This window comes from Pedobacter namyangjuensis (assembly GCF_003313325.1).
Lineage (GTDB): Bacteria > Bacteroidota > Bacteroidia > Sphingobacteriales > Sphingobacteriaceae > Pedobacter > Pedobacter namyangjuensis.
Genome location: NZ_QMHQ01000003.1, coordinates 713,608 through 732,778, shown reverse-complemented (window position 1 = coordinate 732,778; position 19,171 = coordinate 713,608). Strand labels below are relative to the sequence as shown.

The 19,171-nt window shown below is 36.6% G+C and carries 21 protein-coding genes; 14 read left to right on the top strand and 7 right to left on the bottom strand.

Features of this window, described 5'->3' with window-relative positions; all coding sequences use genetic code 11:
- The first annotated feature begins 32 nt into the window (after positions 1-32).
- The 13 genes from hemL (at position 33) to DUT69_RS15000 (ending at position 10,961) form a co-directional block, all read left to right on the top strand.
- Positions 33-1,403 (top strand): glutamate-1-semialdehyde 2,1-aminomutase, encoded by a 1,371-nt coding sequence (gene hemL, locus DUT69_RS15060; RefSeq protein WP_113654062.1) that lies wholly within the window; start codon positions 33-35, stop codon positions 1,401-1,403.
- A gap of 10 nt (positions 1,404-1,413) precedes the next feature.
- Positions 1,414-2,277, top strand: coding sequence for a sensor histidine kinase (locus tag DUT69_RS15055; protein WP_113654061.1), 864 nt, complete (start codon positions 1,414-1,416; stop codon positions 2,275-2,277).
- A 5-nt stretch (positions 2,278-2,282) separates the two neighbouring features.
- Complete coding sequence (locus DUT69_RS15050) at positions 2,283-2,990, top strand: response regulator transcription factor (protein WP_113654060.1); 708 nt, start codon at positions 2,283-2,285, stop codon at positions 2,988-2,990.
- The gene (locus DUT69_RS15045; RefSeq protein WP_113654059.1) at positions 2,990-3,508 is read left to right on the top strand and encodes a hypothetical protein; all 519 of its coding nucleotides are present in this window, start codon (positions 2,990-2,992) and stop codon (positions 3,506-3,508) included. The genes DUT69_RS15050 and DUT69_RS15045 overlap by 1 nt, the downstream gene beginning before the upstream one ends.
- An 8-nt stretch (positions 3,509-3,516) precedes the next feature.
- Positions 3,517-4,542 carry a uroporphyrinogen decarboxylase gene (gene hemE, locus DUT69_RS15040; RefSeq protein WP_113654058.1) on the top strand — a complete coding sequence of 342 codons (1,026 nt, stop codon included), beginning with the start codon at positions 3,517-3,519 and terminating at the stop codon, positions 4,540-4,542.
- Positions 4,543-4,597: 55 nt separating this feature from the next.
- Positions 4,598-4,831 (top strand): hypothetical protein, encoded by a 234-nt coding sequence (locus DUT69_RS15035; RefSeq protein WP_113654057.1) that lies wholly within the window; start codon positions 4,598-4,600, stop codon positions 4,829-4,831.
- A complete protein-coding gene (locus DUT69_RS15030) occupies positions 4,831-5,571 on the top strand; it encodes a zeta toxin family protein (RefSeq protein WP_113654056.1) in 741 nt (246 codons plus the stop codon). The genes DUT69_RS15035 and DUT69_RS15030 overlap by 1 nt, the downstream gene beginning before the upstream one ends.
- A gap of 1 nt (position 5,572) precedes the next feature.
- The gene (locus tag DUT69_RS15025; protein ID WP_113654055.1) at positions 5,573-6,118 is read left to right on the top strand and encodes a CopD family protein; all 546 of its coding nucleotides are present in this window, start codon (positions 5,573-5,575) and stop codon (positions 6,116-6,118) included.
- A gap of 101 nt (positions 6,119-6,219) precedes the next feature.
- Positions 6,220-7,371 carry a hypothetical protein gene (locus tag DUT69_RS15020; RefSeq protein ID WP_113654054.1) on the top strand — a complete coding sequence of 384 codons (1,152 nt, stop codon included), beginning with the start codon at positions 6,220-6,222 and terminating at the stop codon, positions 7,369-7,371.
- Between the two features lie 263 nt (positions 7,372-7,634).
- A complete protein-coding gene (locus DUT69_RS15015) occupies positions 7,635-8,204 on the top strand; it encodes an RNA polymerase sigma factor (RefSeq protein WP_113654053.1) in 570 nt (189 codons plus the stop codon).
- Complete coding sequence (locus DUT69_RS15010; RefSeq protein WP_113654052.1) at positions 8,194-8,910, top strand: hypothetical protein; 717 nt, start codon at positions 8,194-8,196, stop codon at positions 8,908-8,910. The genes DUT69_RS15015 and DUT69_RS15010 overlap by 11 nt, the downstream gene beginning before the upstream one ends.
- Positions 8,911-8,964: 54 nt before the next feature.
- Positions 8,965-9,774 carry an outer membrane beta-barrel protein gene (locus DUT69_RS15005; RefSeq protein ID WP_113654051.1) on the top strand — a complete coding sequence of 270 codons (810 nt, stop codon included), beginning with the start codon at positions 8,965-8,967 and terminating at the stop codon, positions 9,772-9,774.
- Positions 9,775-9,968: 194 nt separating this feature from the next.
- Positions 9,969-10,961 (top strand): ABC transporter ATP-binding protein, encoded by a 993-nt coding sequence (locus DUT69_RS15000; protein WP_113654204.1) that lies wholly within the window; start codon positions 9,969-9,971, stop codon positions 10,959-10,961.
- Positions 10,962-10,970: 9 nt separating this feature from the next.
- Here DUT69_RS15000 and DUT69_RS14995 read toward each other — a convergent pair whose 3' ends face one another.
- Positions 10,971-11,342: a hypothetical protein gene (locus tag DUT69_RS14995; RefSeq protein WP_113654050.1), complete on the bottom strand. Its 372-nt coding sequence runs from the start codon at positions 11,340-11,342 to the stop codon at positions 10,971-10,973.
- A 271-nt stretch (positions 11,343-11,613) separates the two neighbouring features.
- Here DUT69_RS14995 and DUT69_RS14990 point away from each other — a divergent pair, with 271 nt between their 5' ends.
- The gene (locus DUT69_RS14990) at positions 11,614-12,174 is read left to right on the top strand and encodes a DUF4230 domain-containing protein (RefSeq protein ID WP_113654049.1); all 561 of its coding nucleotides are present in this window, start codon (positions 11,614-11,616) and stop codon (positions 12,172-12,174) included.
- A gap of 87 nt (positions 12,175-12,261) precedes the next feature.
- Here DUT69_RS14990 and DUT69_RS14985 read toward each other — a convergent pair whose 3' ends face one another.
- From DUT69_RS14985 to leuD, 6 genes are all read right to left on the bottom strand, one after another.
- Positions 12,262-12,612, bottom strand: a complete 351-nt coding sequence (locus tag DUT69_RS14985) for a cupin domain-containing protein (protein WP_113654203.1) — start codon at positions 12,610-12,612, stop codon at positions 12,262-12,264.
- Between the two features lie 51 nt (positions 12,613-12,663).
- Complete coding sequence (ilvA, locus tag DUT69_RS14980; protein WP_113654048.1) at positions 12,664-13,914, bottom strand: threonine ammonia-lyase IlvA; 1,251 nt, start codon at positions 13,912-13,914, stop codon at positions 12,664-12,666.
- A 399-nt stretch (positions 13,915-14,313) separates the two neighbouring features.
- A complete protein-coding gene (locus tag DUT69_RS14975) occupies positions 14,314-15,819 on the bottom strand; it encodes a 2-isopropylmalate synthase (RefSeq protein WP_113654047.1) in 1,506 nt (501 codons plus the stop codon).
- Between the two features lies 1 nt (position 15,820).
- Positions 15,821-16,921, bottom strand: a complete 1,101-nt coding sequence (gene leuB / locus DUT69_RS14970) for a 3-isopropylmalate dehydrogenase (RefSeq protein WP_113654046.1) — start codon at positions 16,919-16,921, stop codon at positions 15,821-15,823.
- Positions 16,918-18,384, bottom strand: a complete 1,467-nt coding sequence (locus DUT69_RS14965; protein WP_205314280.1) for an ATP-binding cassette domain-containing protein — start codon at positions 18,382-18,384, stop codon at positions 16,918-16,920. Before DUT69_RS14965 ends, leuB begins: the two co-directional genes overlap by 4 nt.
- A 187-nt stretch (positions 18,385-18,571) precedes the next feature.
- A complete protein-coding gene (leuD, locus tag DUT69_RS14960; RefSeq protein WP_113654044.1) occupies positions 18,572-19,153 on the bottom strand; it encodes a 3-isopropylmalate dehydratase small subunit in 582 nt (193 codons plus the stop codon).
- Positions 19,154-19,171 lie beyond the last annotated feature (18 nt).

The window sequence follows — 19,171 nt, the reverse complement described above, 5'->3', positions numbered from 1 at the left end:
CCTTTCACCTTCTAATCTTTAACCTTATAATAATGTTAGAACAGTTGAAAAAGATGTTTACTGGAAACGAGGCAGAATTGCCAGTTAATACGGGTAGCAAGCCAGATATTAGCAGAGAGAAATCGGCTGCTTTGTACGAGAAATCTAAAACTTATTTTCCGGGTGGTGTAAACTCTCCGGTTAGGGCTTTTAAATCTGTTTATGGTACGCCATTATTTATACAAAAAGGTGATGGTTGTTTTATTTGGGATGCCGATGGCAACCAGTTTATTGATTTTTGTGCAAGTTGGGGTCCGCTAATTTTAGGGCATAACAACACAAAGATTAGAGAAAAAGTAGTAGAGGTAATGCAGAACGGAATGAGTTTTGGCGCACCTACGGCTTTAGAAAACGAATTAGCAGAACTGATTATAAAGAACAATCGTTTTGTAGAAAAAATTCGTTTTACGAGTTCTGGCACAGAGGCGGTTATGTCGGCGATTAGGTTGGCTCGCGGTTATACGCAAAAAGATAAAATCATCAAGTTCGAAGGTTGCTACCATGGTCATAGCGACTCGCTTTTAGTTAAGGCTGGTTCTGGTTTAGTAACCTTTGGCGAAACTTCTTCGGCTGGCGTTCCAAAATCGTTTGCCGAGGAAACTATTGTTATTCCATTAAATGATAAAAATGCCATTATTCAGGCATTTGAACAATTTAAAGATCAAGTTGCAGCGGTAATTATTGAAGGTATCCCTGCTAATAATGGCTTGCTAATGCAAGATGAGGAATATGTTAAGTTTTTAAGTGAAACTTGCAAAGCCAATAACGCACTTTTAATATTTGATGAAGTAATTACCGGCTTTAGGGTAGGTTTTGAGGGCGCAGCCGCACATTATGGCATTACCCCAGATATTGTAACTTACGGTAAAATTATTGGTGGTGGTTTACCTGTTGGCATGTACGGTGCATCGGCCGAAATAATGGGTCATGTTTCTCCAGATGGTGGCGTTTACCAGGCTGGCACACTATCTGGTAATCCGGTGGCAATGGCAGCAGGTATTGCAACTTTAACCGAATTATTGCGTGCTGGTTTTTACAAGGAACTAAATAATAAAACGCAGGACTTTGTTGCCAGCATACAGCGTTTTGCAGATGCTAGAAATTATAAGTTCAAAGTTTTTACCGTTGGGTCTATCTTTTGGTTTGCCTTTACCGATAGCGATATTAAAACCGCAGATGATATTGATCCAACGAGTATGGAGAAATTTAAAGTGATGCACAGAGAGCTTTTAAATAGAGGGATTTATTTAGGCCCGTCTGGTTACGAAGTTGGTTTTGTATCGGCAGCACATACTAAAATTGAATTGGAAAAAGCTAAGAGGGCTATTTTTGATTCATTGGATTTAGTATTTAGTAAGAAATAATCTGATAACGATGAAAAAATCAATTCTTATCTTTTACTTTCTATTGCTCTACGCCTTGCTAGAAATGTTCTGGTGGGGATCTGTATTAATAGATTTACAACCGCAACGCGTTGGTATGGTGATAGGGGAAGGTGCTGTATTTTTGTTTTTACTAGGTGTTGGCGCATATTTTATTCACGCCTCAATTAAAAAAGAAGATAAGTTAAAGGAGCAACAGCAAAACTTCTTAATGTCGGTAACGCACGAACTTAAATCGCCTTTGGCAGCTATAAAACTTTCGTTGCAAACAATTTTACGTAGAGAGTTAGACAAAGAGCAACGAACAACCTTGATTAGTAATTCGTTAAAAGATGTAGAACGATTAGACGATTTAGTAGAGAATATGCTGTTAGCTACCAAGATAGAAAGTCGTACCTACTCATTCCCAAAAGAAGAATTTGATTTTTCTGAACTGGTTGCAAAAATAGCCGACCGTTTGCAAGTGCACTCTTGTGGTTGCGAGCAAATTATAAAGACTAAAATAGAAAAGGGAATTAGTGTAATGGGCGATAAATTTGCCCTGTCTTCGGTGGTTACCAATTTAATAGAAAATGCAGTAAAATATTCGGGGCCCTGTGCCGAAGTTGCAGTGGAGTTGCGCCAAAATGGCAGTAAGCCTTTTTTAACCGTTTCGGACAAAGGACCAGGCATTCCTGATGAAGAAAAAATGCTTATTTTCGATAAATTTTATCGTGTGGGAGATGAAAATGTACGCAAAGCGAAAGGTACTGGACTTGGCTTGTTTATTGTTAAAGAAGTATTACAAAACCACGACGCTGATATTAGCGTTAGAGATAACGCACCGCAGGGTGCTATTTTTGAAGTAACATTTTAATTGATATGCCACAAAAATTAAGAATACTGTTGGTAGAAGACGAAGATCATTTGTTAGATGCCATTAAATTAAACCTCGAATTAGAAGGCTATAAAGTTCATGCTGTTAAAGACGGCAAAACCGCTTTAAAAGTTTTTAAGGAAGAGCGCTTTAACCTTATTATATTAGACGTAATGCTACCAGAAATGGATGGTTTCCAAGTTTGTGAAACTATTCGTTTAGAAAATACCGAAGTTCCTATTTTGTTTTTAACGGCTAAAAATACTAGCGAAGATCGTGTTATGGGTCTTAAAAAGGGTGCCGACGATTACTTGGTTAAACCATTTAACTTAGAAGAACTAATTCTACGCGTTGGTATTTTGGTGAAACGTAGCCTGAAATCAGATGATTTGAAAGAATTAAATTCTTACAAAATCGGCGATAAAACCATTTATTTTAATTCATTTGAGTTAAAACAAGATGATGGGGTTGTAGTTCCGTTAACAAAAAAGGAAACCATGTTGCTTAAGCTTTTAATTGAGCGTAAAAATGAGGCTGTGTCTCGCGAGCAGATTTTGGAAACCGTTTGGAATTATGATGTTTATCCATCAACAAGAACGATAGATAACTTTATATTAACGTTCCGTAAATATTTTGAGCCAGATCAGAAAAATCCAGTTTATTTCCACTCTATTAGGGGTGTTGGCTATAAATTTACAGATATAGAGCATTAATGTACAATACTTGGAGTAGATATGCGCTAATGGCATTTTTTGTCATCTGTGCATTGGTAAGTTTAAGTTACGAACAATATCAGCTGGCAACAATTGCCGGCTTTCTCTTTGCATTTGTTTTATGGAGCCACTTTAAACACAGCTCTGTTTTGCTGGCTTCAAAGCATTTTAAAAATGCCAATTACGAAAAAACCGAGCAGATACTTGCAGAAGTCGCTAATCCGGATAGGCTAGCGAAAAGTAGACGTGGGTACTACGAATTTATGAAAGCGAATATAGCCTTGCAAAAAGAGGATTTTGAGAATGCAGAATTTCATTTTCAAATTGCAAGTCGTTTCCCTCTGGGCGGAAAAAATGATAAGGCTTTTGTATTAATACATTTGGCCAATCTCGCTTTGCGGAAAAAGGATGGAGAAAGAGCATTGGCTTACGCAGCTAAAGCAAAAGAGCTCGCTACAAGTAGCAGAGCAAAAAGTATTATAGAAATTATAGAGAAAGAGGCCAACGGATTGGCATAACAGACAACATGAAGAATAACTTATTTTTAGACGCAGCATTTTCTAAAGCTACCGAACGCCCACCCGTATGGATGATGCGCCAAGCAGGCCGTTTTATGCCACAATATTGGGAAATTAAAAACAAATACTCTTTTTTAGAGATGTGCAAAACGCCAGAAATTGCTGCAGATGTTACCATGTTGCCAGTAGATTTATTAGGTATCGATGCTGCAATCTTGTTTTCTGATATTTTGGTAACAGGCGAAGCAATGGGCGGAGATTTAAGTTTTACGCAAGGTGTTGGACCAAAATTTGCAAATCCTGTTCGTAATGCGCAAGACATAGAAAAACTGGAAGTTGATGTTTTAGACAGATTGCAGTATGTTGCAGATGCTATCAAAGTTATCCAACAACGTTTAAATGGTTCTATTCCTTTAATTGGTTTTGCCGGTGCCCCTTTTACAGTTATGAGCTACCTGGTTGAAGGTGGTTCTTCTAAAGATTTTAAGTTAACCAAATTGTTGATTCATAATCATCCAGAGTTGGCTCATAGATTATTGGCAAAGATCGCTAAGGTAACTACCGACTACCTTAACCTACAAATAGAAGCTGGCGTTAACGCTTTGCAATTGTTTGATAGTTGGGCTTTAGCATTGTCTTGGAACGATTACCAAGAGTTTTCTCATCAATATAATCAGCAGATTATTGCGGGTTTGAACAGAACAAATACGCCTATCATTTCTTTCTGTAAGGGAAGTTCGGTTTTTGCACCCATTATGGCAGAGGCAAAACCTGATGTGATTTCGGTTGATTGGAATGCAGATTTATTGAATATTAAAAACGCTTTACCTGCCGGGATTGCTGTACAAGGAAATTTAGATCCTCATATTTTATACGCAGACCAGCCGGTAATTAAAAAACATATTCATCAATTATTTGAGAGAATGCGTGGTACCGAGGGGTTCATCTTTAACTTAGGTCATGGTATTATGCCAGATATCCCTTTTGATAATGTGAAATATGCAATTGAGGTTGTAAAGGAATTTAGGTACTAGTTCTTTAAAACATTAAGGCAAAATTATTATATTAGTATAACTTAAATACTTAGCTATGACTGTTAAATCTCTTAAGGATGAAGATAAGCTTCCAATAAAGCAAGTTATTAACGCCATTAATAAAAAAATGGATGATGTAATTCGCGTTATAGATGCCTTGAACTTGGGAGTAACCGAGGTTAAAGAGGATGGCGTATATAGAACATTTAACGATGGGAGAAGTGTGCAAATTGCGGTAGGTTCATTTAAAAAGAAGCGCATCCGTAGTAAGAGAATTAAACTTTTTTAATGTCTCCAAAACCAAAACTGAGAATTTTTGCCGGTCCGAATGGATCTGGTAAAACAACTTTGTTTGATTCTATTCAGTCGATTTACTTTTCTACTAGGTTATTTATAAATGCTGATAATTTAGAGCAATTCTATAAGAAAACTAATTTCATTAACCTTTCTGATTTTGAGATTTCGTGCACTAAAGAACAGTTCGATGACTTCTGTTTAAGTAGTGGGCTGTACAAGAAAGCTGGGTTTGACGAGCAAAGTTGGAATTTGGCGCTCAGATCTAATGTGATTGTTAATGCTAATGGTAAAAAAACTGTTTTTAACTCTTATCATTTTGCGATTATAGCAGATTTTATCAGGCATGTATTAATTCAGAATAAACAATCTTTTTCATTTGAAACAGTTTTTTCTCATCCTTCTAAATTAGATTTAATTGACTTTGCTCATCAAAATAATTATAAAGTTTATTTATATTTTATTGGCACTGAGACTCCAATAATGAATTTGGAACGTGTAAAAGACAGAGTTAAAAAAGGTGGACACGCAGTGGAAGGAGACAAAGTTGAAAAACGATATTTTTTAACGATGGGTTTATTAGCCGATATGATTAAAAAGGCTGATGAAACTTATCTTTGGGATAACTCTGGGTTAAAGCATAAATTTATTGGAAAACTGAAAGATGGCTATGGGGAATTTGAACAGCTTTCTGTTCCTGGATGGGTTAAGACCTATATTTTAGATAAAGTTTAAAATGGAAGAATACTATAGATATTTTACCGCGGTTCATGTCGTATTCGTCATTAGTTGGATGGCGGGTTTGTTTTATATTTTAAGCCTTTTCATTTACCATACAGAAGCGCAGGACAAGCCAGAGCCGGAAAAATCTATTTTAACAGTACAGTTTGTTAAGATGGAAGCGACTCTTTGGAAAATTATAGCTACTCCAGCTATGATTATTTCTGTTTTAGCGGGAGTTACCATGCTTTATCTTAATCCGGGTTTGTTGCAAGCAGATTGGATGCATGTTAAATTAGCATTTGTAGTTGCGCTACTCATTTATCACTTTATTTGTCAAAATATAGTTAAGCAACTAAAGCACGGCGTTTTTAAAATGACTAGCTTTAAGCTGAGGCTATGGCGAGAACTTGCAACTGTTTTTATGATAGCCATTGTTTTTGCAGTGATACTTAGAAATGCAGTAAATTGGATTTATGGCCTTATAGGCATAATGGGTATTGCATTGGTGATTATGTTTGCGGTGAAAATGTACAAAAAAATCCGAGAAAAAAGTAATTAAAATTTTTTACGGCAAATGTTGTAAACTAAATTTGATTGTTCGCCTTTCTTTAACATAACTAACCAAAAACAATCTTAAATTTGCGACTTAAATCGCGATTAATGATTAATCAATTTTGTTCTAAAAGGTATTTTCTGCTTTTTCTTCTTTTAGGCGTAGCATTTGCCACTAAGGCCCAGTTTAACAACGAAACGCTTTACAACCGCATTCGTCCGGCAGATAGTTTAAGCAAAGAATTACACTTGAACATCTACAACTTTAACTACGTAAGAAATTACGAGTACACTAATAAATTTCATGACGGTTACACTTTGTACGGTACACAGTTAGAGCCGCAACTTGTTTATTATGCAAATCCTAATTTGGCTATAACAGCCGGAGCTTATATTCGTAAAGACTTTGGAGATAACGGTATTTACGAAGCAAAGCCATTATTTAATATAAAGTATAGCAAAAAAGACCTAACCTTGGTTTTTGGGAGTTTAGAGGGCAATATACAACATGGTTACATTGAACCTTTATACAATTTTGAAGGTAAAATTACTAACCCAGTAGAATACGGCACCCAACTTTTAATTGATAAACAGAAGTTTAAACTAGATGCCTGGATTGCTTGGCAGGAGATGATTTATCGTGGCGATGCAAAAAAAGAAGAAATTATTGGTGGTCTAGCTGCTGAAACAGATCTGATAAATAGCAATAATTGGAAATTAAGTTTACCAACCCAGTTTTTAGCATACCATCAGGGAGGGCAGATAGATGTTGTAGACAATGTGGGGGTTAGTACTTTAGTTAACGGTGCGGTTGGATTAAAACTACACAAAAAGTTTAACGGAAATATTAACGAGCTGTTTACAGATAATTATTTAGCGGTTTACAAAGATTTCTCGTCAAATAAAGTTAGGGCTTTTGATAATGGTACAGGCTTGTGGCTAAATGCTGGCGTAAATTCTAAATGGGGAAGTTTGGTAGCTTCATACTGGAAGGGCAATAATTTTATTACCATAAAAGGTATGCCTTTATACGCATCGGTTTCAAATACCTTGCATAACACTGGCTATTTGCAAAGTAGCAGAAGTATATTGGCCTTTAGATATGCCTACCAAAAAGAGTTGTTGCCTAAGCTATATTTAGATGTTCGTTTTGAACCACATTTTGATTTAGATAATGCTGACAAACAGTTGCAATTTAACCACTCTTTCTTTTTAACCTACAAAGAGAATTTTAGACTTTTTAAAGCTAAAAGCAAATAGCATAAATTAACAAATAGCCCTTTAACTAAGGGGGGTAATCTTACTAATTACGATTTATGTTGCGTTGACGGGAAAAACGACCTATGAAAAGCTGTTTTTGCATTTTAAACCCGATAGTAGCGAGCACGCAGTAAAGCGTATAGCGGGGCTAGAGTTGTTTGGTGCAGTGACATTGATTTTCGAAAAAAATAGAAATTAAAAAATATTTTAGGATACATGCAACCTTTCTTGCTTAAGGTTCATCTACCCTATACAAACAAAAGATGAAGGTGACTAAAACATATACGATTGATGACTTGATGGATGGCTGCAAAGCTGGCGACAGGAAGATGCAAGAAATGCTTTACAAGCAGACTGCATCTAAAATGTTGGCCGTTTGTATGCGATACGCCAAAGACCGTATGGAAGCCGAGGATTCATTGCAGATGGGTTATGTTAAGGTTTTTAGTAAGATAAAAGAGTATAGGGGTGAGGGATCTTTTGAGGGCTGGATACGCAGAGTTATGGTAAATACTGCGATTGAAAGTTATAGAAAAAACCTACGCTCGTTAAATGTAGTGCCTATTGAGGATGCTTACGAACAACCATCTGCCGGTTTTGATTTTAGCAGCTTAGGCATGCAGGATTTACTGAAAGTAATACAAAAATTAGCAGATGGATACCGAATGGTTTTTAACATGTATGCCATAGAAGGATATTCTCATAAAGAAATTGCGGAAACGTTGGGCATCTCAGAAGGTGCAAGCAAATCGCAGTTGAGTAGGGCGAGAGCAATATTGCAACAAGAAATTATTAAAATGGAGGGCTTTGGTTATGCAACACATGCCGGATAAAGAATTCGATAAATTATTTAGAGATCAGTTTGCTGATGCGGAAGTGGAGCCGTCGGTAAATTTATGGGCTGGAATTGAACAACAATTAGCACCGAAAACTAAACAACGCAAATTGCCTATATTTTGGATGGCGGCGGCAAGTGTTGTAGTGGTGGCATCGGCTATGCTGGTTTTTCAGAAAAAGGAAAAAATTGTGCTTCGTGGAACTGAAAGTTTTGCAGTTGTAGCGCCTGTTAAATCTTCTACGCAGGAAGTACCGATGGCAGCTCAAGTTACTGTTGTTGATGATAATAAAGCTAGTGTTGCAACAAAAGCGGTTTATGTTAACACAGCAAAAGGTGAAGAGAAAAATAACAACGAAAATTTTCTTGCAAGCTTGCAACCATCTAAAGAAAACGAACGTCTACCTATAAAACAACAAGAGGCCAAACCAATTGAGGTAGCAAAAATTGAGGAGACAGTAGTGGATAACCCAATTGTTTATGCACATGTTGAAGTACCGCAAGAGGTAACGGATAATAGCATTAGCGAAGTAGCTGCAGAGCGAAAAGGAATTAGAAATGTTGGAGATCTTGTAAACTATGTGGTAGAGAAGGTTGATAAGAGAGATAAAAAACTAATAAGATTTAACACAGACGATGATGATTCGTCGATAATTGGAATAAACATAGGATTCTTAAAACTGAATTCTAAAAAAGATAGATAAAAAACAGCTTGCAAGCATTTTAATAAACCAAACAAACATTTAAAAAACACACAAATGAAAACTTTTATATTAACAGCAGTTTTAGTAAGTGGACTTACTTTTCTGGCAGGCTCAAATGCACAAGCACAACAAGATAGTACCAAAAAAACAATTAACTACGGTAAAAACATAACCATAGGTATAGGTGGTGGCGATAATGGTTTTATATCTAGAAAAAATCAGGATAGTATTGCTAGCAAGGGCCGTTTTGTAGGGGGCATAACGTTTACACGTTTAGACATCGGTTTTTCTAAATTGATTGATAATGGAAGCTTTACCTTATCGCCTCAAAATGAATTTTTAGACTATAAAGCAGGTAAAACTAGCCACTTGTCTTTTGATGTTGTTCAATTTGGATATAGGTTTAACTCGAACTTTAAAATTTACTTAGCCGGTGGTTTCGACTGGACTCACATTCGTTTAAAAGATGATATTACCATTCAAAAAAACACACCTGAGTTGAGTTATGTAACGGAAGATATTGAGTTTAGTAAAAACCGTTTTTCTAGCAGTTATGTACACGTTCCGCTAAACTTTGAGTTAAGAAGCAAAGAAGATAAACATGGTAGACGTTTCTATGCGGTTGCTGGTCCGGAAATAGCATTTTTGCTAGGCGGTAAAGTAAAACAAATAAGCGATGAGCGTGGAAAAGTAAAAGTTAAAGACGATTATAACTTCGCTCCGTTTAGATATGGAGGCTCATTAAGACTTGGTTACGGAAGTGTAGCATTATTTGCTAAATATTATGCAAGTGATATGTTTGAAAGCGCTCCACAAAAAGAAGTTAAAAACATGGCATTCGGTATTACTTTAGGCTTGAACTAGAAAATAAGTCCGGAAGTCAGTAAAGTCTGGAAGTCAGAGATAGGAGGTTAGGAAATCCCAAATTAATGAACGAATGACAATTGAACCGACAAACACACACAAATAAACCCAATCCTGCAAGCGAAAGTTTGCAGGATTTTTTTGTGCTTTAAGCTTTTGTCGTTGTGCTTTTAGCTTTTTGCTATCTTTACGCCGTGAGCGAAATTATTATCAGCGTAAATAACCTAACTAAACAATATTTGCAAACCCAAAATTCGGGCGTAAATAATATCAGTTTTAATATTAAGCAGGGCGATATTGTTGCAATTATTGGTGAGAGTGGTAGTGGGAAATCAACTTTGTTAAAGACTATTTACGGTTTGATAAAACCTGATAATGGCGAAGTGCTTTTAAACGGCAAAAAAGTTAAAGGACCAGATGAGCAATTGATACCTGGAAATGCGGAAATGAAAATGGTAACGCAAGATTTTTCGCTAAACATTTATGCAAAGGTTTACGATAATATTGCCTCGATGTTATCTAACACCGATATTGCCGGCAAGCAACAAAAAACAATGCAGATGATGGAACATTTGCATATTACGAAGTTAAAGGATAAAAAAATTATAGAGCTTAGCGGTGGCGAACAACAACGCGTGGCCATTGCCAAAGCATTAATTAGCAATACCAAAGTTTTATTATTGGATGAGCCTTTTTCTCAGGTAGATTCTTTGCTGAAAAATCAACTTCGTGCAGATATTAAAAGGTTAGCTAAAGAAACAGGTTTGACTGTTATTTTGGTTTCTCACGATCCAACGGATGGTTTGTTTTTAGCAGACCAGTTGCTTATTTTAAAAAATGGCGAATTGTTGCAGAATGATAGACCTGAAAATATTTATCAGAACCCGAGTAATTTATATACTGCCCAAATATTGGGTAATGCCGTAAGTTTAACCAGACAGGAGGCAGAACAAATAGGTGTAAAAACAGTTAAGAATATGGTAGTTTTTTATCCTGAATGGGTAGAGCTTAAAAGCAACTGGAACAGCAGACGTTTTGAAGTGAAAGAAGTTTACTACAAAGGTTTTTACGACGAACTTTTGTTAGAAAGAAACGGTGTAATTATAAGAGCTCTACAGCTCAATAGCGGTACGCATAAAAAAAACGACCACGTTCAGGCGAACATTGGTCGTTTTTTAGAGTTCTAAATTTTTCTTTTAAGTAACGTTTTCGGCTGCTACGAGAACAACTTTTATTCTAATAGGCGTTGTCGGTAACGTTGCTCTGCTTATCGAGATACCGCCAATATGAGCTTCATAGTCCATTTGGCCATACGGTAATTGATAATAGTTCGTATAATTTGGAGTAGCGGTGTAAACAAGTATACCTTCATCATAGAAATTGATGTCATCAATTTCGGGAATGTTTAAATCAAGGTAGTATGCACCATTTTCTAAAACCCATCTATTTGGGTTTATGTCAAAAACAATTGTTCTGTTTGGTGTAGTTTGATTAATAATAGTGTCTTTTTTGCAAGACGCCAAACCTAGTGTGGCAATGCAAAGTAGGAGTAGGGTTATTCTTTTCATGATTTGTGTGGTTATTTGTGTGTTTGTACTTTTCGTAATACAAAACTACTGCCAAAAACTTACGTGCTTAATTATATTTTATTGGTAGCGTAAATGTTGCAATTTAATTAAAGCGTAGTCGTTCATGAAATCACCTTAGAAACCTAAGAACACTTTAGTAGTATGTCAAATAATACGTCTTAGGTTTGCTAAAATCCCTTAGGTGGTCGAATCTTCTTTTGCTTTACTTATTTGCTTTATTTTGGTGTAATAATTGCATTTGCAAATCGATATGAAAAGAATCTTTCAAATTTTACCTTGGGTTTTGCTAATTGTTGCAGGTTATTTGTTTCTTACAAAAACATTCAGCATTAGCACATCGGTAGAAAACAAGCATCAACTGTTAGTAGAAAAAATAGAAGCTATCGGTAAACTAGAATTAGTTCGTTACCAAATTAGCGATGTTCTTGAGCATAAAGCCAAAACCGATTTTTTGCCAGAAGCTAGTGTTTTGCTCATAATTAAAGCAGAAGCAGTTGGTTGTATCGATTTAACAAAAATTACCAGAGAAAATATTAATGTAGAGGCAGACACCGCAGTAATCGTATTGCCCGAACCTGAGATTTGCTATGTTAAAATAGACCATAAAAAATCTAGGGTTTACGATACAAAGATGGCATTTTTTAGGGAAGCTGATCTTGTAGATGCGGCTTATAAAGAAGCAGAGCGAAAGCTAACAGACGAGGTCAAAAAATCGAATATTTTAGCACAAACTAAAACCAACGCAACAAGTGTACTCAAACCAATTATAGAAGGTTTGGGCTATAAAAATGTAAGGTTAGTTTTTGAATAATTTTTTCAGCCACATTAGCAACCTGAGTTAGCTTGGTAATTATAAAAATTCTTAGGTTACCTTAGGTGGTAATAAACAACTTGGTCTTTACTTTACAAAATCTTCCCGGTGCGGGTTGAAAATATCTATTAATAAGCCGTCTTCTAAACAAATCACACCGTGGAAAACATTGCTAGGAGCGAAGAATACATCACCTTCATTAAGCATTTTTTTATCATCAGCCATGGTAACCTCAAAACTACCTTTAGCTACGTAACTCATCTGTAAATGCGGATGGTTGTGTATAGTTCCAACGGCACCTTTTTCAAACGCTACCTTTACCAACATTAGGCTATCATCATAAGCCATAATTTTTCGTTTTACGCCAGCGCCTAAATCTTCCCAATCAATATCATTGTCGGCAATTAGGGTTTTGTTGCTTAAATCTTTAAAATTCATTTCTTTAAATTTTTTGCACAGATGCTGAACTAAATGCAGCATGACGAATTTTTAAACCAGATATTCAAACAAAGTTTGATCCTGATTTAATTCGATAATCTCAAATTTAAATTCTTTCATCCGTTGTACCAAGCTCGTATAATCATTTTTATTAGTCAGCTCGATACCCACTAGGGCGGGGCCATTTTCCCTATTCGTTTTTTTAATAAATTCAAATCGGGTAATATCATCCTGCGGACCTAAAACCTCGTTCACAAAAAGCTTCAAGGCACCTGGTCTCTGCGGAAAACGAACAATGAAATAATGCTTCAAACCTTCAAATAGTAAAGATTTTTCTTTAATTTCTTGCATTCTTTCGATATCGTTATTGCCACCGCTAACAATACAAACAACCGTTTTTCCTTCAATTTGATCTTTCAGTTGTTCAAGCGCTGCCACAGAAAGTGCGCCAGCTGGTTCAACCACAATTGCGTCTTCGTTGTAGAGTTTTAATATGGTAGTGCAAATTTTTCCTTCCGGAATTAAATGCATTTGATCGAGCAACTGCTTGCAGTACTCGTAAGTTATGTGCCCAATTCTTTTCACCGCTGCACCATCAACAAACCTGTCAATTTCATCCAACGTATAAGGTCCGCCATGTTCCATTGCAGTAACCATAGAAGGCGCACCTAAAGGTTCAACACCAACCAGTTTTACATCTGGTTTAACGGTTTTCATGTAAGCGCTTACGCCAGAAGCCAAACCGCCACCACCAACCGGCATCACAATCATATCCAAATCGGGCAGGTCTTCAAAAATTTCTACGCCAACAGTTGCTTGCCCTTCAATTACTTTTTCATCATCAAAAGGAGGAATAAATGTCGCAGATTTTTCGGCACTGTAAGCCAAGGCTTCTTTTAGGCAATCATCAAAAGTATCGCCAACTAAAACCACCTCTACATTATCGCCACCAAACATATAGGTTTGTTTAACCTTCTGTTTTGGTGTAATCTCTGGCATAAAAATAACACCTTTTATGCCTAGCTTTTTGCAAGAATAAGCAACACCTTGCGCATGGTTTCCAGCACTAGCACAGACTACGCCGTTAACTAAATCGCTTTCAGGTAAAGAGCTTATTTTATTATAGGCACCACGTAATTTATATGATCTAACAATTTGCAAATCTTCTCTTTTCAAATAAATATTTGCATTGTAAAAAGAAGATAAACCCGCGTTAAACTCCAAAGGCGTACGTTTTACAACGCCTTTTAACCGCTGAGATGCAGAACTAAAATCTAGTGTATTTGCTATCGTGTTATTCATATTCTAACCCAAACCCTTAATGGGCTTTTAGTGTTGTGTAAATGTTTTAATAATTTTTTTGAAAAGCAGGTTCCTGTGCTTTTTCGTTATGTCAATCCTGCTTTCCGCTACAATCTTTTTACCACTAAATCCCCTAAAGGGGATTTGGTAAAAAGTATTTCCACTGCAATCAGGTTTAAGTTACGGGCTTCATTGCTACATAGAAGCATTATCTCTACAAAGAATCTTACCTTTCGTTTTTACGATTGCTTTCTCAACAAATCGCGACAGGCTGTACCTAGCAATGACGATTTATCTTTACTCTCGGCTCCTTGCTCCTTTATCTTTGCTCCTTGTTCCTTGTTCCTTGTTCCTTGCTGTTTGTTCTTTTATCTTCGCTCCTTGTTCTTCGCTACTCAACTACAAAAACTTATTAATTGCATCTAAATATGCATTTGCAGAAGCCTTTACAATATCAGTGCTAAAACCGTAACCTACAAAAGATTTACCTTCAAAATCAACCTTCATATTTACTTTACTTACATCATCGCTACCGCCATGCATAGCCTGTATTGTAAATTCCTTAAGTGTAATATCCTTATCAATTATACTTACAATTGCATTTATTGTCGCATCTACAGGACCATTTCCTTCGGCTTTGGCCTCTTTTTCTACACCTTCGTGCTGTAGTTTAATGGTTGCCGTAGGATTAACCAAATCTCCGCAAACTACTTGAAGTAAGTTTAATTTGTAGCCATTTTTATAAGAATCCGTTTCGCCATCGCTCATTAAAAAAAGCAAATCATCATCGGTAATGTCCTTTTTTTCATCAGCTAAAACTAAAAAGCGTTCGTAAACATCATCAATATTTATTTTTTCTACATCGTAAGCTAAACGTTCTAAATGGTGCTTTAGAGCGTGGCGACCGCTACGGGCAGTCAATATAATATCAGCACTGTTTAGTCCAACATCTTCAGGGTTAATAATCTCGTAATTTTCGCGGTGTTTTAAAAACCCATCTTGATGAATGCCAGAACTGTGCGCAAAGGCATTTTTACCGATAATGGCTTTATTCGGTTGTACTGGCATGTGCATCATACGACTAACCATGCCACTAATTTCTGTAAAGTGTTTGCTGTTAATACCTGTATGCAAACCTAAACTGTGTGTTTTCAAAATCATTGAAACTTCTTCCAAAGCGGTGTTGCCAGCTCTCTCGCCAATACCATTAATGGTACACTCAATTTGTCGAGCGCCGTTAACCACCCCAGCTATGCTATTTGCAGTAGCCAAACCTAAATCGTTATGGCAATGTACAGAAATAATTGCTTGGTCTATGTTTTTAACGTTTTCCTTTAAGTACAGAATTTTCGCCCCGTATTGATCTGGTAAACAGTATCCATTAGTATCCGGAATATTAACCACAGTTGCACCTGCTGCAATAACGGCTTCAATCATTTGCGCTAAAAATGCGTTGTCGGCTCTTCCGGCATCTTCTGCATAAAATTCAACATCCTCTACAAATTTTTTGGCGTATTTTACCGCTTCAACTGCTCGTTCCAAAATCTGTTCGCGTGTACTATTAAATTTGTATTTAATGTGCATATCCGATGCACCAATTCCAGTATGAATACGAGGATGTTTCGCATACTTTAAAGACTCGGCAGCAACATCAATGTCACCTTTAATTGCACGGGTTAAGGCACAAATTGTAGGGTTTTTAATTGCTTTTGATAATTCTACCACGCTTTGGAAGTCACCTGGACTAGAAATTGGGAAACCAGCTTCAATCACATCAACACCAAGCAACTCAAGCGCTTTAGCAATTTCAATTTTCTGATTCGTATCTAACTGGCAACCAGGTACCTGTTCGCCATCTCTTAAGGTTGTGTCAAAAATATAGACTTTATTCGGATCGTGTATCATTTTATGCTTGTGTTGTGGTGTTTAACTTTTGTGATAAAAATTTAAGTACTAATTTTCCCATTTCTTGAGTGCCGAGTACTTTGTATCTGTTTGTGGTCGAGTCTGCTATATCGTTGGTTCTAAAACCTTCTTTTAAAACTAAATCAACTGCGTCAACCAATGTTTTTGCTTCTTCCTTAAGCCCAAAACTAATTTCTAGCATGAGTGCCGCCGATAGGATAGAGGCCAGTGGGTTTGCTAAATCTTTGCCGGTAATATCATGTGCCGAACCGTGAATTGGTTCGAAAAACCCAGTGCCATCGCCAATAGACGCAGAAGCAAGCATACCCATAGAACCAGCAATTTGCGAAGCTTCATCGGTCAAAATATCACCAAATAAATTAGCAGTTAGAACTACGTCAAATTGTTTTGGGTCTTTAATTAACTGCATGGCAGCGTTATCGATAAACATGTGCGTAGTTTCTACATCAGGATATTGTTTAGCAATTTCCTGTACGGTTTCTCTCCATAAACGAGAGCTCTCTAAAACATTAGCTTTATCTACCGAACAAAGTTTTTTACTACGGGTTTGTGCAGCTTGGTAAGCTTTGTGCGCAATACGTTCAACTTCATATTTATGATAAATCATCAAGTCTGATGCAGTGTTTCTATCTTCTGAGCGATTTTTTTCGCCAAAGTAAACATCGCCTGTTAATTCTCTAAAGAACAAAATATCGGTTCCTTTTAAAATTCCTGGTTTTATGCTCGACGCGTGCAATAGTTCGTCAAACAATAAAATAGGGCGCAGGTTAGCATACAAACCCAGCTCTTTTCTAATTTTTAACAAACCTTGTTCTGGTCGTACTTTTAACGAAGGATCGTTATCATATTTTGCATGGCCAACAGCACCAAATAGAATAGCATCACTTTCTTTTGCCTTGGCCAGCGTTTCTTCAGGTAGCGGATTTCCAGTAGCCTCAATTGCAACGTGACCCATGAGTGCCTCATCAAAAGTAAAATCATGACCGAAAGCTTCGGCAATGTGCGTTAATGCTGCTTTTCCCCATTGGGTAACTTCTGGTCCTATTCCATCTCCAGGAATAACTAAAATATGCTTCTTCATGATACTAATTGTTTTTTGTATGCTTTTGTATTTTCTATTACTTTGCCTTGGCTCAGTACTAATTTATTTGTTAGGGTTTTAGGTAGTTGGGTATCAAAATGGCCAACGTAGATTACAGTCATGCCATTCGCACATAACTCGTCAATCAGTTGGTTAAAATATTGCGTTTGCTGTTGATCTAAACCTTGGCAAGGCTCGTCTAAAATCAACAACTCAGGGTTTTTTATAATGGTTCTTGCTAGCAAAACCAGTCTTTGTTTGCCTAAAGGAAGATGATTTAATAGCTCGTTTTTGTTCTCCGTTAACTCAAAATACTCGATTAGCTCATCTACTTGCTGGCTTTTGCTGTAAGGTAATTGCTGAAACAAACCTACCGTATCATAAAAGCCAGAGGCGATGCTTTGCCAAACCGTGGCCGAAGCATCAAAATACCAATGAAATTCTGGAGAGATTAAGCCAATATGCTGTTTAATATCCCAAATGCTTTCGCCACTACCTCTTTTGTTGCCAAAAAGGTAAAGTTCATTAGCGTAAGATTGTGGGTGATCGCCATTAATTAAACTTAGCAAAGTTGATTTGCCAGATCCGTTATGTCCTTGCAATAACCATTTTTCGCCAGCTTTAATTTCCCAATTGATGTTTTTTAAAACTTGTTTATCGCCATAGCTAATGTTTACATCAACCATTTTGGCTATTTGTTCTGATGAATAAATAGGAGAGGACTTTAAAAAGTCTGGTATTTCTTTCGATTTATTTTCTACGGTAAGAGTTCCTTTAAACGCTTCAATTTCTAATAGTTGTCCGTCTATTATTTCCGCAAAGCGATTTACGGCGTACGGTAACTCATCATCGTTAGAGATTAAAATTAACTGAACACCCTCTTCTGCAATCTTATCTAGTAATACATTTAGGTTTTTGCGAGACAATGCATCTAAACCAGTGTAGGGCTGGTCTATAATTAACAATTGGGGCTTTAACCATAAGGCCTTAACCAATTGCAGTTTTTTGTGCTCTCCACTAGATAATTCGATTAGTTGAGAACTGGCGAAAGAGGAGAAGTTTAACGCTTCTAAAATTGGTTCTACTTGATTTAAGTGAAGACCTTTTTCTTTGCCATAGCCCACCAATTCGGCATGAACGGTTAACGTATCTTTGGCCTGCTGGCTGGTATACCGTTGTTGATAATAGAAATTTGCAACGCCTTCTAAGTTTTTAAACTGATACCAACTGTCTACAAATAAAACTTCTGCAGGTAGGTTGCTATTCGAATTGAAATTAATTTTTACTTCCCTAACTGCATTTTGTTGTCCGGCAATAATTTTAGCTAACGAAGTTTTTCCACTTCCACTAGTGCCTGTCAATACCCAATTTTCACCACAATTGATAGTCCAATTCAAATCCGTTAACACCGACTTCTGTTGGTATTTAAGGCTTAAATTTTGAATGTTGACTAATGGTTGCATTTTTATTTTTTTACCACCTTAGAAACCTAAGGGCACCTGAGTTTTATTAATCTTTGTGTTGTTTAATCGTCATTGCGAGGTACGAAGCAATCTTGAGCGATGGATTAAAGAACCTAGCGATTTTGTAGGATTGCTTCGTACCTCGCAACGACGTGTGTATTAGCTTTGTGCTTTAAGCTTTAGTTTTTTAGCTTTTCTCAAATTCCTCAATCAATCCCTTTTGCGCCAAAATAAAATCGATATCATCATAGCCGTTAATTAAACAAGATTTTTTATAAGGATTAATTTCAAAACCCTCTGATTTTCCAGTTTCAACGATTGTAACAGTTTGATTTTCTAAATCAACTACTAACGGAGATTTTGCATCATTCTCAACTGCGTTAAAAATTTGCGCTAAAAACTCCTCGCTTACTTGAATAGGAAGTAAACCATTGTTTAGCGCATTTCCTTTAAAAATATCTGCAAAAAAACTGCTAATAACTGCATCAAAACCTGCATCTTGAATAGCCCAGGCAGCGTGCTCGCGACTACTGCCACAACCAAAATTTTTACCAGCAACCAAAATCTGACCGCTGTAAGTTGGGTCGTTTAAAACGAAATCAGCTTTAGGACTATTGTCATTTTCGTAACGCCAATCGCGGAACAAATTTTCGCCAAAACCCTCACGAGTAGTAGCTTTTAAGAACCTTGCAGGAATAATCTGGTCGGTATCTATGTTTTCTATATTTAACGGCACTATTGCCGAAGTTAATTTTGTGAATTTTTTCATCTAACTAGTATTTAGTTC